17 protein-coding genes are annotated in these 14,638 nt (G+C 60.0%); all 17 read left to right on the plus strand.

Annotated elements, in window-relative coordinates; all coding sequences use genetic code 11:
* Positions 1-9: 9 nt before the first annotated feature.
* The 17 genes from AB3N39_RS19495 (at position 10) to AB3N39_RS19575 (ending at position 14,637) form a co-directional block, all read left to right on the plus strand.
* Positions 10-1,074: a methyltransferase gene (locus AB3N39_RS19495; protein WP_111963746.1), complete on the plus strand. Its 1,065-nt coding sequence runs from the start codon at positions 10-12 to the stop codon at positions 1,072-1,074.
* Between the two features lie 67 nt (positions 1,075-1,141).
* Entirely contained in the window at positions 1,142-1,864 is a 723-nt protein-coding gene (locus AB3N39_RS19500; protein WP_133295271.1) for a beta-ketoacyl synthase chain length factor, read from the plus strand.
* Entirely contained in the window at positions 1,861-2,676 is an 816-nt protein-coding gene (locus tag AB3N39_RS19505; protein ID WP_133295272.1) for a 1-acyl-sn-glycerol-3-phosphate acyltransferase, read from the plus strand. Before AB3N39_RS19500 ends, AB3N39_RS19505 begins: the two co-directional genes overlap by 4 nt.
* Positions 2,657-2,914 (plus strand): phosphopantetheine-binding protein, encoded by a 258-nt coding sequence (locus AB3N39_RS19510; protein WP_008503081.1) that lies wholly within the window; start codon positions 2,657-2,659, stop codon positions 2,912-2,914. Before AB3N39_RS19505 ends, AB3N39_RS19510 begins: the two co-directional genes overlap by 20 nt.
* A gap of 10 nt (positions 2,915-2,924) precedes the next feature.
* Complete coding sequence (locus AB3N39_RS19515) at positions 2,925-3,176, plus strand: acyl carrier protein (RefSeq protein WP_024908875.1); 252 nt, start codon at positions 2,925-2,927, stop codon at positions 3,174-3,176.
* A 6-nt stretch (positions 3,177-3,182) separates the two neighbouring features.
* Positions 3,183-3,770 carry a hypothetical protein gene (locus tag AB3N39_RS19520; RefSeq protein ID WP_133295273.1) on the plus strand — a complete coding sequence of 196 codons (588 nt, stop codon included), beginning with the start codon at positions 3,183-3,185 and terminating at the stop codon, positions 3,768-3,770.
* Positions 3,763-5,124, plus strand: coding sequence for an AMP-binding protein (locus tag AB3N39_RS19525; RefSeq protein WP_133295274.1), 1,362 nt, complete (start codon positions 3,763-3,765; stop codon positions 5,122-5,124). The genes AB3N39_RS19520 and AB3N39_RS19525 overlap by 8 nt, the downstream gene beginning before the upstream one ends.
* Positions 5,111-5,464 (plus strand): hydroxymyristoyl-ACP dehydratase, encoded by a 354-nt coding sequence (locus AB3N39_RS19530; protein ID WP_111963741.1) that lies wholly within the window; start codon positions 5,111-5,113, stop codon positions 5,462-5,464. Before AB3N39_RS19525 ends, AB3N39_RS19530 begins: the two co-directional genes overlap by 14 nt.
* Positions 5,455-7,146 carry a glycosyltransferase gene (locus tag AB3N39_RS19535; RefSeq protein ID WP_136195954.1) on the plus strand — a complete coding sequence of 564 codons (1,692 nt, stop codon included), beginning with the start codon at positions 5,455-5,457 and terminating at the stop codon, positions 7,144-7,146. Before AB3N39_RS19530 ends, AB3N39_RS19535 begins: the two co-directional genes overlap by 10 nt.
* A 3-nt stretch (positions 7,147-7,149) precedes the next feature.
* The gene (locus AB3N39_RS19540) at positions 7,150-7,572 is read left to right on the plus strand and encodes a thioesterase family protein (protein ID WP_008503087.1); all 423 of its coding nucleotides are present in this window, start codon (positions 7,150-7,152) and stop codon (positions 7,570-7,572) included.
* Positions 7,569-8,174: an outer membrane lipoprotein carrier protein LolA gene (locus AB3N39_RS19545; RefSeq protein ID WP_115876834.1), complete on the plus strand. Its 606-nt coding sequence runs from the start codon at positions 7,569-7,571 to the stop codon at positions 8,172-8,174. The genes AB3N39_RS19540 and AB3N39_RS19545 overlap by 4 nt, the downstream gene beginning before the upstream one ends.
* Positions 8,143-10,467: an MMPL family transporter gene (locus AB3N39_RS19550; RefSeq protein WP_367896962.1), complete on the plus strand. Its 2,325-nt coding sequence runs from the start codon at positions 8,143-8,145 to the stop codon at positions 10,465-10,467. Before AB3N39_RS19545 ends, AB3N39_RS19550 begins: the two co-directional genes overlap by 32 nt.
* The gene (locus AB3N39_RS19555) at positions 10,464-11,042 is read left to right on the plus strand and encodes a DUF3261 domain-containing protein (RefSeq protein ID WP_115876832.1); all 579 of its coding nucleotides are present in this window, start codon (positions 10,464-10,466) and stop codon (positions 11,040-11,042) included. The genes AB3N39_RS19550 and AB3N39_RS19555 overlap by 4 nt, the downstream gene beginning before the upstream one ends.
* A gap of 1 nt (position 11,043) precedes the next feature.
* Complete coding sequence (locus tag AB3N39_RS19560) at positions 11,044-12,213, plus strand: beta-ketoacyl-[acyl-carrier-protein] synthase family protein (RefSeq protein WP_127732530.1); 1,170 nt, start codon at positions 11,044-11,046, stop codon at positions 12,211-12,213.
* Entirely contained in the window at positions 12,210-12,683 is a 474-nt protein-coding gene (locus AB3N39_RS19565; protein WP_248175418.1) for a 3-hydroxy-fatty acyl-ACP dehydratase, read from the plus strand. The genes AB3N39_RS19560 and AB3N39_RS19565 overlap by 4 nt, the downstream gene beginning before the upstream one ends.
* Complete coding sequence (locus tag AB3N39_RS19570) at positions 12,680-13,411, plus strand: 3-ketoacyl-ACP reductase FabG2 (RefSeq protein ID WP_111963734.1); 732 nt, start codon at positions 12,680-12,682, stop codon at positions 13,409-13,411. The genes AB3N39_RS19565 and AB3N39_RS19570 overlap by 4 nt, the downstream gene beginning before the upstream one ends.
* Complete coding sequence (locus tag AB3N39_RS19575; protein ID WP_115876829.1) at positions 13,408-14,637, plus strand: beta-ketoacyl-ACP synthase; 1,230 nt, start codon at positions 13,408-13,410, stop codon at positions 14,635-14,637. Before AB3N39_RS19570 ends, AB3N39_RS19575 begins: the two co-directional genes overlap by 4 nt.
* The last annotated feature ends 1 nt before the right edge of the window (position 14,638 follow it).

Below are 14,638 nucleotides of genomic sequence, written 5' to 3' on the forward strand. Positions count from 1 at the left end.
TACGTAGTAATGTACGAAAAGGACACACTCAGCGCACTGGATGCCATTACCGAAGCGCAACGCATCGCTTTTGCCCCGATGTTATTCCAGACTGCGCTTTGTCTGCGTAACTCAGGCGTTCTCGCCTGGCTAGATAAACAAGGGAAAGAAGGTGCCAGCCTTGAGGAAATAACAGAACACAGCACGCTAGGTAGCTATGGTGTCAGCGTACTGCTGGATATGGGATTAAGCGGTCGAATCGTAACCCAACAGCATGGACGTTATTTCCTGGCGAAAGTGGGCCATTTTTTACTGCACGACGAAATGACCCGCGTAAATATGGATTTCACCCAGGACGTTTGTTACCAGGGGCTATTTCACCTGGCGGACGCCCTGCAGGAAGAAAAACCTGCCGGATTAGCCGTGTTTGGCAACTGGCCAACCATCTACCCGGCTTTATCCCAATTACCTGCTCCGGCGAAGGATAGCTGGTTCGCCTTTGATCATTACTATTCCGACGCCGCTTTTGACGCGGCTTTGCCATATATATTCGCAAGCTCGCCGACAAAATTGTACGATGTGGGCGGAAATACGGGTAAATGGTCGTTACGCTGCTGCCGCTATGACGAAAATGTTGCCGTGACGATCCTCGATCTGCCGCAGCAGATAGCGCTGGCGCAGGAAAACATCGCAAAAGCAGGTTTTTCTCATCGTATTGCATTCCATGCTGTCGATATGCTTAGCCCAGCAACATTGCCGGGTGACGCCGACGTCTGGTGGATGAGCCAGTTCCTGGATTGTTTCTCTCCGGATCAGATTGTCGCCATGCTGACGCGCGTCGCACAGGCCATGAAGCCAGGCGCACGTTTGTGCATCATGGAGCTTTTCTGGGATGCTCAGAAATTTGAAGCAGCCTCTTTCAGCCTGAATGCCACCTCGCTCTATTTCACCTGTATGGCGAATGGCAATAGCCGGTTTTACAGCGTAGAAAAGTTTTATCGCTACCTGGAGAGCGCAGGTTTCAGCGTTGAACAGCGGCTGGACAACCTTGGGGTCGGTCATACCCTGCTGATATGCACCAAACGTGAACAATAGAGCAGCTTAGCTGCCGGGGTGGCCCAGTCTGCCTTTTGAATACGGTTTTTTTCGCGGACGCGCGTAGATGAAATTTTCACTGAACATTATCGACTGGCAGGCCAGAGCGCCAGGACTCAGCGATGCCACAGAGTGGCAGGCGTGGTCTCGCCTGCAGCTGGCCGTCGATCCAGCTGCCCCGCTTCCCCGGTTGACCGCTTTACCCATGATGACCGCGCGCCGCCTCAATTCAGGCAGCAAGCTGGCGGTGGATATTGGTCTTGCCATGCTGCAAAACCACGCCATTGATGCCGTCGTCTATTCCAGTCGCCACGGTGAGCTGGAGCGCAACTACCGTATTCTGCATGCTCTGGCAACCGGCCAGTCCGTATCGCCCACCGACTTCGCCATGTCCGTGCACAACTCGGCGGTGGGCAATCTCACGATTACCGCACGCCAGCCCATCGTCTCGTCATCCATTTCTGCCGGGCTGGACACCTTCCAGCAGGCTTTATGTGAAGTGCTGAGCCTGCTGCATGCCGGCTACTCCCGCGTCTTGCTGGTCGATTTTGACGGCGCGCTGCCGGAATTTTACCATCCGGCGTTACCGCAGCAGATGCCCACCTGGCCCTACGCACTGGCGCTGGTCATTGAATCCGGCCAGGAATTGCAGTGTGAAACCCACAGCGGCAGCGCGGGTGAAGAACCCGCCCTGCCGCAAAGCCTGATGTTCCTGCAGCGCTATCTCAGCGAGGAACGCCAGTTTGTAGTGCCCGGCGAACGTTTGCTGTGGCAATGGACGCGCGCATGAACCACCTGGCTGCCCGTATCAACTGGTTATGGCGTCTGGTAATGACCGGATTCTGCTTCGCGCTGTTTGGCGTGGGCGGACTGCTGCTGTCGCTGGTCTGGTTCAACCTGCTGCTGATCGTCCAGCGCGACCGCGCCAACCGTCGACGTCTGGCGCGTCGCAGCATTGCGGCCAGCTTCCGTTTCTTCCTGACCGTTGCGCGCGGACTCGGGGTACTGGACTATCGCATTCACAATCTTGACGCGCTGCGCAGCGATCGGGGTTGTCTGGTGGTAGCTAACCACCCCACGTTAATTGACTACGTGATTCTGGCGTCGGTGATGCCAGAAACCGACTGTCTGGTGAAGAGCGCGCTGCTGCGTAATCCCTTTGTCAGCGGCGTCATCCGCGCGGCGGATTACCTGATTAACAGCGAAGCCGAGCCCCTGCTCGCGGCCAGCCAGCAGCGTCTGGCTCAGGGCGACACGCTTTTGATCTTCCCGGAAGGCACGCGAACCCGGTTTGGCGAGGCTATCTCCCTCCAGCGCGGCGCGGCTAATATCGCCGTGCGCTGTAACAGCGATCTGCGGGTGGTGCTGATCCACTGTAGCGAACATCTGCTGGATAAAAAAAGTCACTGGTATGATGTACCGCCAGAAAAACCTGTTTTCACCGTGGATGTCCGCGACCGCGTGAACATCGACGAATTTTACGATGCAAATGAACAAGAACCGGCGCTGGCGGCAAGGCAGTTAAACCGGCATCTGGAGCATCGATTAACATCAGGCCTTCAATCTTTGTCAGGAATTAATGATGCAAGCGCTTTATCTTGAAATTAAGAATCTCATTATCACCACGCTGAATCTGGACGAGCTTACCGCAGAGGATATTGATACCGATGCCGCGCTGTTTGGCGATGGACTGGGTCTGGACTCCATTGACGCGCTGGAACTGGGTCTGGCCGTGAAAAACCAGTATGGCGTGGTGCTTTCTGCCGAAAGCGAAGAGATGCGCCAGCACTTCTTTTCCGTCGCCACGCTGGCGTCCTTTATCAACGCTCAACGCGCCTGAGATGTGAACGATGACTGAACAAGAAACCATTTATCAGGAAGTCTGCGGCCTTCTGACCAAGCTCTTTGAAATCGACCCGCAGGACATTACGCCCGAAGCCCGTCTTTATGAAGACCTGGAGCTGGACAGCATTGACGCGGTGGACATGATCGTTCATCTGCAGAAGAAAACCGGTAAGAAAATCAAGCCGGAAACCTTCAAATCGGTTCGTACCGTTCAGGATGTGGTAGACGCCGTCGAACAGCTTCTGCGCGAAGAGTAAGACGTCGTGCGTGGTGGACGGACGTTCCCGCTCATCCCACTGCTGACGGGTCTGATGCTGCTGGCGTGGCCTTTTCTGATTGGATTTGGGCTGACGCACAACAGCCTGCAGTGGCTGTTACCGGTGATGGCGCTGATGTTGCTGCTGCGGCTGCGTCAGGCACAGCGGAACCGTGGCCCGATGCGGTATGTGGTGCAGTGCGTGGCGCTCGCGGGCATTGCGCTCTGCGCGGCAAGCTACCTGCTGAAAACCCACCAGTGGCTGCTGTTCTACCCGGTGGTCGTCAACCTTGTGATGCTGGCCGTGTTTGGCGGTTCGCTGTGGACCGCGATGCCGCTGGTCGAACGGCTGGCGCGCTTGCGCGAGCCGGATTTGCCCCCGGAGGGCGTGCGCTATACCCGCAGGGTGACCCTCGTCTGGTGCGGCTTTTTCATCGGAAACGGCGCGATGGCGCTGTTCACCGTTCTCCACGGCGACCTGCATCTGTGGACGCTGTGGAACGGTATGGTGGCTTATATCCTGATGGGAACGCTGATGGCGACCGAGTGGCTGGTCCGCCAGCGGGTGATAAAAAAAGAGATGCACAATGACTAACCCCCTTCCGCTGGGCCAGTGGTTGAACGCCCCGCGCCCTGACGACATGCCCGTTGCCTGGCTTGACGATCGTACCTGGACGCTGGGCCAGCTGCGCCACGACGTGACCTTGCTGGTTGACACCCTGCGTCAGCAGGAAGGCGAGCGCTGGGCGCTGTGCTTTGAAAACAGCTATCTGTTTATCGTTGCGCTGCTGGCCTCGCTGCATGCCGGTAAAACGCCGGTCATTCCCGGCCATAGCCGCGTCTCGCAGCTTGAAGAACAGCAGTCGTTGTTTAGCGGCGTCCTGAGCGACAGGACTCTCGATTTCCATGGCAAGCTGGTTGTGGTGGCCTCCAGCCATCAGACTGCTCGCCACTGGGCGCCCCTGCCGGACATTGACGAAAGCCGCTTTGTTGAACTGTTCACCTCCGGCTCCACGGGAACGCCGCGTCGGGTGATTAAGCACATCGTCAGTCTGGATCGCGAAGCCCGTCTGCTGGCTGACCGCTTCGGCGAGCGTCTGACCGGCTGTAGCGTTGTCGCCTCGGTCGTACCGCAACATCTGTACGGTCTGACCTTCCGCATCGTCTTGCCGATGGCGCTGGGCCTGCCGCTGCATGCTGCGATGCTCTACTATGCAGAGCAGCTGGCCGCCCTTCCTCATGACAGGCATTACCTGTTCATCAGCAGCCCGGCGTTCCTGAAGCGCCTGGATACGGAGCTGCCCGCGCCGCCCGTCAGAATGCTGATTTCAGCAGGCGGAATGCTGCCCTGGTGTGACGTCGCCACCACCGCGGGCTGGCTTAACATCTGCCCGGATGAAATTTATGGCAGCACCGAAACCGGGATCCTCGCCTGGCGCCATCGCCAGCAGGATAACGTGCCGTGGCTCGCGTTCCCCGGCGTTATCTTCCATCAGGAAGATGACGCCTGTCGCGTCACGTCGCCACTGATCCACGAGGCTGAAGGACTCCAGCTGGACGATATCCTCCACTTCGACAGCGAGGGGCTTTTCAGCATCGCCGGGCGTCGCGGGCGGGTGGTCAAAATTGAAGAAAAGCGCATCTCGCTTAACGAGATCGAACGTCGCCTGCTGGAGCTCGACGGCATTTGCGAAGCGGCGGCCCTGCCGGTCACGCGCGGGGGCCGTCAGGGTATTGGCGCCCTGCTGGTCCTGGACGAAGCGGTTCGTCAGCGCGGCTATATGCAGGATAAAAAAGCGCAGGAGTTCGCCTGGCGTCGCGCCCTGCTGCCGTGGCTTGAGCCGGTCGCCGTTCCACGCTACTGGCGTATTGTCGATGAAATGCCGGTAAACAGTATGAACAAGCGTGTCTATGCGCAGTTAGAGGAGTTATTTCATGAAAATTCATGAAATTGAGCGCCACCAGACACAGCCGGAGAAGCTGGAGATCGTTTTGCATCTCGACGCGGCGCTGTTCTGGTTTCAGGGCCATTTTGCCGTACAGCCGCTGCTGCCCGGCGTTGCGCAGCTTGACTGGGTGATGCACTACGCCACGACGTTACTGGCACCGGGCTACCGCTTTCACAGCATTCAAAACGTGAAGTTCCAGGCACCTCTGCTGCCGGAAACCACGGTGACGCTGATGCTTGAGTGGCATGCTGAACGTCAGATGCTGACCTTCAGCTACCAGCGTCACGCAGGGGCTGAGCGCCATACCGCCAGCAGCGGGAAAATTCGGCTATGTCAGTAACCTTCCGCCCCTGCGTGCTGATCCCGTGCTACAACCACGGCGCCATGATCGCCAGCGTGCTCTCACGTCTCGCGCCGTTCGGCCTGCCGTGCCTGGTGGTGGATGACGGCAGCGACGCAGTCACCCGTCAGGAGCTTGAGCGCCTGGCGGCTGAGCAGCCGCAGATGACGCTGGTCCGTCTGGCGCAAAACGCCGGAAAAGGTGCCGCGGTCATCAGGGGGCTGGAAGAGTGCGCGCGCGCGGGCTATACCCACGCCGTGCAGGTGGACGCGGACGGCCAACACGCCATCGAAGATATCCCCAAACTGCTGGCGCTGGCGGAGCGCCACCCGGACGCGCTGATTTCCGGCCAGCCCATTTACGATGATTCCATTCCGCGCTCGCGACTCTACGGGCGCTGGATAACCCACGTCTGGGTCTGGATTGAGACCTTATCCCTGCAGCTTAAAGACAGCATGTGCGGCTTTCGGGTCTACCCGGTCTCGCCCACGCTGCGGCTGGCAGCGCGTGAAACGCTCGGTAAACGGATGGACTTTGACACCGAAGTGATGGTCCGTCTTTACTGGCAGGGCAACACCAGCGTCTTTTTGCCCACCCGTGTCACCTACCCGCAGGACGGCTTGTCCCACTTCGATGCGTTAAAAGATAACGTGCGGATCTCCCTGATGCATACCCGACTCTTCTTCGGCATGCTGCCCCGCATGCCCGGCCTGCTTTTCCGTCGACGCCGCCAGCACTGGGCGCAGCAGGACGAGGTCAAGGGTCTGTGGGGGATGCGCCTGATGCTGCGCGTCTGGAAACTGCTGGGTCGGCGGGCCTTTACCGTGCTGCTGTGGCCGGTGATCGGCGTGTACTGGCTTATAGCACGTCCTGCACGGCAGGCCTCGCGGCAGTGGATTGGAAGGGTCAAGCAAGAACTGCATAAGCGGAACATGCCCGTTCCCCCGCGGCTCAACAGCTTTTTCCATTTTATGCGCTTCGGCAACGCGATGCTGGATAAGGTCGCCAGCTGGCGCGGCGAGCTGAAGTTTGATCGCGACGTGGTCTTTGCCGCCGGCGCGAGCGAAACGCTTAATATCGCGGCGCCGCAGGGCAAGCTGCTGCTGGCCTCGCATCTTGGCGACGTAGAAGCCTGCCGGGCTCTGGCCCAGCTGGACGGCAGCAAAATTATCACCGCCCTGGTCTTCAGCGAGAACGCCCAGCGCTTTAAGCAGATCATGAGCGAAATGGCGCCCGAGGCCAGCGTGAATTTGATGTCGGTCACCGACATCGGCCCGGACACCGCGATCGCCATCAAAGAGAAGCTTGAGCGGGGAGAATGGGTCGCGATTGTGGGCGATCGCATCGCGGTGAATCCGCAGCGTGGCGGCGAGTGGCGGGTGATCTGGAGTAAGTTTATGGGGCAGCCAGCGCCGTTCCCACAGGGGCCGTTTATCCTGGCCTCCATCCTGCGCTGCCCGGTGGTGCTGATTTTTGCCCTGCGCCAGCAGGGTAAGCTCGTCCTGCACTGTGAACCGTTTGCAGATCCGCTGCACCTGCCGCGCGGTGAACGCCAGCAGGCGCTGCAGAATACCGTCGATCGCTACGCGCAGCGGCTGGAGCATTACGCCCTCATGTCGCCGCTCGACTGGTTTAATTTTTTCGATTTCTGGCATCTGCCAGAGCCCAGTGAAAAGGAGTAAAGGGTGCTGACCGATCCCCGCTTTACGACTGAAGTCGAGATCACCGTTCCGTTCCACGACGTCGATATGATGGGCGTGGTCTGGCACGGTAACTATTTCCGCTACTTTGAGATCGCCCGCGAGGCGCTGCTCAATCAGTTTGACTATGGCTATCGCCAGATGAAGGCCTCCGGCTACGTCTGGCCCGTCGTCGACACGCGGGTGAAATACCGCGATGCGGTGACCTTTGAGCAGCGTATTCGCGTCCGCGCGCACATTGAAGAGTATGAAAACCGCCTGCGCATTGCCTATCAAATTTTCGATGCGCAGACCGGCAAACGCACGACCACCGGTTACACCATCCAGGTGGCGGTGGAAGAAGCCACCCGCGAAATGTGCTTTGTGAGCCCGGCAATACTGTTTGAACGTATGGGAGTAACGCCATGAAATGGTTGCCTTTACTGGCGCTAATCCTCAGCCCGCTGGTCAGCGCCGTGACGCTGGATGAGCTGCAGCAGCGCTTCACCGAGCAGCCCGTGGTGCGCGCGCACTTCGAACAGGTTCGCACGATAAAAGATATGCCGCAGCCGCTGCGCTCGCAGGGCGAAATGCTGATCGCCCGCGACAGCGGCCTGCTGTGGGATCAAAAAGCGCCGTTTCCGATGACGCTGCTGCTGGACGACAAGCGGATGGTTCAGGCAATCAACGGCCAGCCGCCGCAGACCATCACTGCCGACAATAATCCGCAGATGTTCCAGTTCAATCATCTTCTGCGCGCCCTGTTCCAGGCCGACCGCAAGGTGCTGGAAGAGAACTTCCGCATCGATTTTAAAGACCTGGGAGCGGGCCGCTGGTCGCTGGTGCTTACGCCAAAAACGACGCCGCTGGACAAGATTTTCGCCACCCTCGATCTGGGCGGCGCGACCTATCTGGAGACGATTCGACTCAACGACAAACAGGGCGACCGTACCGATATCGCCCTTTCACGCCACCAACTGACGCCCGCCAGCCTGACCGATGACGAACGCCAACGCTTTGCCGCACCGTAAATCCCTGGGCCCGGCGCTGCTGTGGGCCACGCTATGCCTGATTCTGCTGGGCGTGCTGATGTCGCTGCTGCCCGGCGCGCGTCTGAACAGCAGCGTGCTGGCCATGCTGCCGAAACAGACGCTGGGGGCGATCCCGCCGGCGCTCAACGACGGGTTTATGCAGCGTCTCGACCGCCAGTTGGTCTGGCTGGTCAGCCCCGGCAAAGAGCCCGATCCGCGCGTGGCGCAGCAGTGGCTGGCGCTGCTGCAAAGCACTGATTCGCTTAGCGAGGTCAAAGGCCAGATGGACGCCGCCGGGCAAAAAGCCTGGGGAGAGTTCTTCTGGCAGCACCGAAATGGCCTTATCGATCCCGCCACCCGCGCCCGCCTGCAAAACGGCGGAGAAGCACAGGCGCAGTGGATTTTATCTCAGCTCTATTCGGCCTTTTCCGGCGTCAGCGGCAAAGAGCTGCAAAACGATCCCCTGATGCTGATGCGCGGCTCCCAGCTCGCTCTGGCGCAAAACGGCCAGAAGCTGCGGCTGATGGACGGCTGGCTGGTCACAAAAGATGAGGCGGGAAACTACTGGTATCTGCTTCACGGTGAACTGGCGGGCTCGTCGTTTGATATGCAGCAGACCCACCGGCTCGTGACGACGCTTAACGCGCTGCAGGAGACGCTCAAAGCCCGTTACCCGCAGGCACAGCTGCTTTCCCGCGGAACCGTGTTTTACAGCGATTACGCCAGCCAGCAGGCCAAACGCGACGTCTCAACGCTGGGCATCGCCACCCTGCTTGGCGTGTTCCTGCTCATCGTGGCGGTGTTCCGCTCTTTGCGTCCGCTGCTGCTGAGCGTGCTCTCGATTGCCATCGGCGCGCTGGCGGGCACGGTGGTGACGCTGCTGCTCTTTGGCGAGCTGCATCTGATGACGCTAGTGATGAGCATGAGCATCATCGGTATTTCAGCCGACTACACGCTCTACTACCTGACCGAACGGATGGTGCACGGCGCGGAGCTTTCCCCCTGGCAAAGCCTGGACAAAGTTCGCAATGCGCTGCTGATGGCGCTGCTGACGACGGTCGCCGCCTACCTGATTATGATGCTGGCCCCCTTCCCCGGGATCCGCCAGATGGCGGTGTTCGCCGCCGTGGGGCTGAGCGCCTCCTGCCTGACGGTGATTTTCTGGCATCCGTGGCTGTGCCGCGGGTTACCGGTGCGCCCGGTTCCATTTATGGTCCTGATGCTGCGCTGGCTGGCCGCCTGGCGGCGCAGTAAAAAATTGTCCGTTGGTTTGCCCGTCGCGCTGGCGCTGCTCTCCGCCGTGGGGATGAGTACGCTGAGGGTGGACGACGACATCGCCCAGCTGCAGGCGCTGCCGAAAGATATTCTGGCGCAGGAGAAGGCCATTACCGCCCTGACCGGACAGAGCGTCGATCAGAAATGGTTTGTGGTTCACGGCGCCTCGCCTCAGCAAACGCTGGAGCGGCTGGAAGCCTTTACCCCGGCGCTGGCGGAGGCGCAAAAAGCGGGAGAAATTGCCCGCTGGCGCACCCTGCCGCTGAACTCGCTGGCCCGCCAGAAAAGCGATCTTACGCTTCTACAGAACGCCGCGCCTGCGGTAATGAACGTGCTGAAAAACGCCGGGCTCAACGCCGTCTCCCCGAATCTCGACGCCATGCCGGTCAGCGTGGACGCGTGGCTTAAAAGCCCGGCGAGCGAAGGCTGGCGTCTGCTCTGGCTGACCCTGCCCGAAGGGGAAAGCGGCGTGCTTGTGCCGGTGGACGGTGCGAAAAACAGCGCTTACCTCGGTGAGCTGGCCGTGCGCCATGACGGCGTCGTCTGGGTCGATCGCAAAGCCAGCTTTGACAGCCTGTTTGCCCTCTACCGCACGCTGCTGACGGGGCTACTGTTTGCGGCGCTGGCGGTGATTGCCTGCGGGGCGATGCTGCGCCTCGGCTGGCGTAAAGGGCTGATAAGCCTGGTGCCGTCCTTGCTGTCGCTGACCTGCGGGCTGTCGGTCCTGGCCGCAACGGGCCACCCGGTGAATCTGTTTTCACTTCTGGCGCTGGTACTGGTGCTCGGCATTGGCATTAACTACACGCTGTTTTTCAGCAACCCGCGCGGTACGCCGCTGACCTCCATGCTGGCGATTACGCTGGCCATGATGACCACGCTGCTGACGCTGGGCATGCTCGTCTTTAGCGCCACCCAGGCCATCAGCAGCTTTGGTATCGTGCTGGTGAGCGGTATTTTTACCGCCTTCCTGCTGGCGCCGCTGGCGATGCCGGATAAGAAAGAGAGAAAACGTAAATGAACGCTTTTTATCGCGCCGTCGCGCTAACCGCAGCGCTGCTGCTGGCGGGCTGCAGCCATTCGACCGATACCAAAGAGACGCGGCCTCAGGCCTGGCTCCAGCCGGGAACCAGAGTGACGCTCCCGCCGCCCGGCATCAGCCCGGCGGTAAGCTCCCAGCAGCTGCTGACCGGCAGCTTTAACGGACAAACGCAATCTCTGCTGGTGATGCTCAACGCGGATGCGCATAAGGTGACGCTGGCCGGGCTCTCTTCCGTGGGCATTCGTCTGTTCCTGGCGACGTACGATGAGACCGGTATTCATACCGAACAGTCGATCGTTGTGCCGCAGCTGCCGCCCGCAAGCCAGGTGCTGGCGGACGTGATGCTAAGCCACTGGCCAATTAGCGCCTGGCAGCCGCAGTTGCCGAAGGGCTGGACGCTAACGGACAATGGCGATCGACGCGAGCTGCGTAACGCCAGCGGCAAGCTGGTGACGGAGATTGTCTACCTGCAGCGTAAAGGCAAACGCGAGCCGATCAGCATCGAGCAACACGTATTCAAATACCACATCACCATTCAATATCTGGGTGACTGAGATGATTTATATTTCCGCTGTTGGCATGGTCAACGCGCTGGGCAACTCGCCTGATATGATTGCCGCGAACCTGGTGGCAGGCGTGGCGCCGGGTATGCACGCCCGGACCGGCTGGTTGCAGGACTCACCCGAAGCCGTTCTGGGCGGCGTGGAAGGCGAATTGCCGCCCATCCCGGACACCTTCTCCGCACACCGCACACGCAATAACCAGCTGCTGCTGGCCGCGCTGGCGCAGATTCAGCCAGCCGTCGACGAGGCTATCGCCCGCGTCGGTCGCGATCGCGTGGCCGTGGTGCTGGGGACCAGCACCTCCGGGCTGGATGAAGGCGATGAGCACGTACAGCGCATGACCCATGGCGAAGCAAGCACGCGCTGGCAGTATCCGCAGCAGGAGCTTGGCGATCCGTCCCGCTTCCTCGCCAGCTGGCTTCAGCTCGAAGGCCCGGCCTATACGATTTCAACAGCCTGCTCTTCCAGCGCGCGGGCGATGATCGGCGGCAAACGTCTGATCGAAGCCGGGCTGGTTGACATCGCCATCGTCGGCGGAGCAGATACCCTGAGCCGGATGCCCGTCAACGGCTTTAATAGCCTTGAATCCTTCTCCCCTACGCTCTGCGAACCGTTTGGTCGCGACCGCAAGGGGATCACCATCGGAGAAGCCGCCGCGCTGATGGTATTGAGCCGCGAGCCCGCCGACGTGGCGCTGCTCGGGACGGGTGAATCCAGTGATGCGTACCATATTTCCGCCCCGCATCCGCAGGGCGAAGGAGCGATAAGGGCGATTACTCAGGCGCTTAACGAAGCGGGCATGCAGCCGGAGGATATCGGCTACATCAACCTGCACGGCACGGCCACGCCGCTTAACGATCAGATTGAATCGCAGGTGGTACACGATCTCTTCGGGGAAAGCGTGCCGTGCAGCTCAACCAAACACCTTACCGGCCATACGCTGGGCGCTGCCGGTATTACCGAAGCGGCCCTGAGCTGGCTGATTCTTTCGCGCGATCTACCGTTGCCGCCGCAGGACTTCGCCCGCTACGCGCCCGACGACACGCTGGCGCCGTGCGGCCTGCTGCACCGGCACATCGCGCTGAAAAAGCCGGTTATTCTGTCTAACTCGTTCGCGTTTGGCGGCAACAACGCCAGCATTCTGCTGGGGAGAGCCTCATGAGCTACTTATCACCCGAAGCCTATCTGCCGCACGAGGCGCCGATGATGCTGCTGGGGTCCGTAGAGAAAGTTACGGACGAGATGGCGGTCTGCCGCGTGGCAGTCAACGGGCAAAGCGTGCTGGCGCCGTTTCTCAATGCCGATGGCGACCTGCCGGGCTGGTACGCGCTTGAGCTAATGGCGCAGACCGTTGGCGCCTGGTCAGGCTGGCATCGTCAGCAGCAGGGGCAGGAACATATCGCGCTGGGCATGGTGCTCGGCGCGCGTGAGCTGGTCTGCGCCAGCGGGCATTTCGCCGCAGGCCTGACGCTGGACATTACCGTTAAGCTGCTGATGCAGGACGAACGCTTCGGCAGTTTTGAATGCGCAATTTCCGCTAATGAAGAGACGCTGGCCACGGGCCGGGTCAATACCTTCCAGCCGAGCGCAGAAGAATTAACATCGCTATTTAATCAGGGATCTAACGCATGAGTCGTTCCGTACTGGTCACAGGGGCCAGCAAAGGCATAGGGCGCGCCATTGCCCGCCAGCTTGCCGCCGACGGGTTTACCGTAGGCGTGCATTACCATCGTGATGCCGCAGGCGCGCAGGAGACGCTGGACGCCATCACGCAGGCGGGTGGGAACGGTCGTCTACTCGCCTTTGATGTGGGCAACCGCGAACAGTGCCGCGAGGTGCTGGAGCAGGAGATTGAAACCCATGGCGCATGGTATGGCGTTGTCAGCAACGCCGGAATTACCCGCGACGGAGCCTTTCCGGCGCTGAGCGAAGACGACTGGGACAGCGTGATCCACACTAATCTCGACAGTTTTTATAACGTCATTCACCCCTGCATTATGCCGATGATTGGCACCCGTAAAGGAGGACGCATTATCACCTTATCGTCCGTGTCCGGCGTGATGGGTAACCGCGGGCAGGTGAACTACAGCGCGGCAAAAGCGGGCATTATCGGCGCCACCAAAGCGCTGGCGATTGAGCTGGCAAAACGCAAAATCACCGTGAACTGCATTGCCCCGGGGCTGATTGATACCGGCATGATTGAGATGGAAGAGGCCGCGCTGAAGGAAGCGATGTCCATCATTCCAATGAAACGTATGGGCCAGGCTGAAGAAGTCGCCGGGCTGGCAAGCTATCTGATGTCGGATATCGCGGGCTACGTTACCCGCCAGGTCATTTCCATTAATGGAGGAATGCTATGACGCGTCGCGTGGTGATTACGGGCATGGGCGGCGTGACCGCCTTTGGCGAAAACTGGCAATCCGTTTCCAGCAGGCTGCTGGCGTATGAAAACGCGGTGCGTAAAATGCCGGAATGGCAGGTCTATGATGGCCTGCATACCCTGCTCGGCGCGCCGATCGATGATTTCACGCTGCCGGAACACTATACCCGCAAGCGTATTCGCGCCATGGGCCGGGTGTCGCTGATGTCGACACGCGCCACCGAGCTGGCGCTGGAGCAGGCGGGGCTGATTGGCGAAGCGGTGCTCACCAATGGTCAAACGGGTATCGCCTACGGTTCTTCGACAGGCAGCACCGGCCCGGTCAGCGAATTCGCCACCATGCTTACAGAGAAGCACACCAATAACATCACCGGGACAACCTACGTCCAGATGATGCCGCACACGACCGCGGTGAATACCGGCCTGTTCTTTGGATTGCGCGGCCGCGTGATCCCGACGTCGAGCGCCTGTACCTCCGGCAGCCAGGCGATTGGCTATGCCTGGGAGGCGATTCGCCACGGGTATCAGACCGTGATGGTCGCGGGTGGCGCGGAGGAGCTGTGTCCGTCTGAAGCAGCGGTGTTTGACACGCTGTTTGCCACCAGCCAGCGTAACGACGAACCCAAAACCACCCCTTCACCGTTCGATACGCAGCGCGATGGTCTGGTCATTGGGGAAGGCGCTGGCACCCTGATTCTGGAAGAGCTGGAGCACGCCAGAGCGCGCGGGGCCACAATCTATGGCGAGATCGTGGGCTTTGCCACCAACTGTGACGCGGCCCATATCACCCAGCCTCAGCGTGACACCATGCAGATTTGCATGGAGCAGTCGCTGGCCATGGCGGGATTAAGCGCCCGGGATATGGGGTATATTTCCGCGCACGGTACCGCCACCGATCGCGGCGATATCGCCGAAAGCCAGGCCACTGCCGCTATCTACGGTGATAACGTGCCGGTTTCCTCGCTGAAGAGCTATTTTGGCCATACGCTTGGGGCCTGTGGCGCGCTGGAAGCGTGGATGAGCCTGCAGATGATGCGTGAAGGCTGGTTTGCCCCGACGCTCAATTTAACGCAGCCGGATGAGCAATGCGGTGCTTTAGATTATATTATGGGAGAAGCCCGTCAGATTGACTGCGAGTATTTGCAGAGCAATAACTTCGCGTTTGGCGGCATCAACACCTCGATTATCATTAAACGCTGGGCGTAAC

The organism is Enterobacter vonholyi, assembly GCF_040834095.1.
Lineage (GTDB): Bacteria > Pseudomonadota > Gammaproteobacteria > Enterobacterales > Enterobacteriaceae > Enterobacter > Enterobacter vonholyi.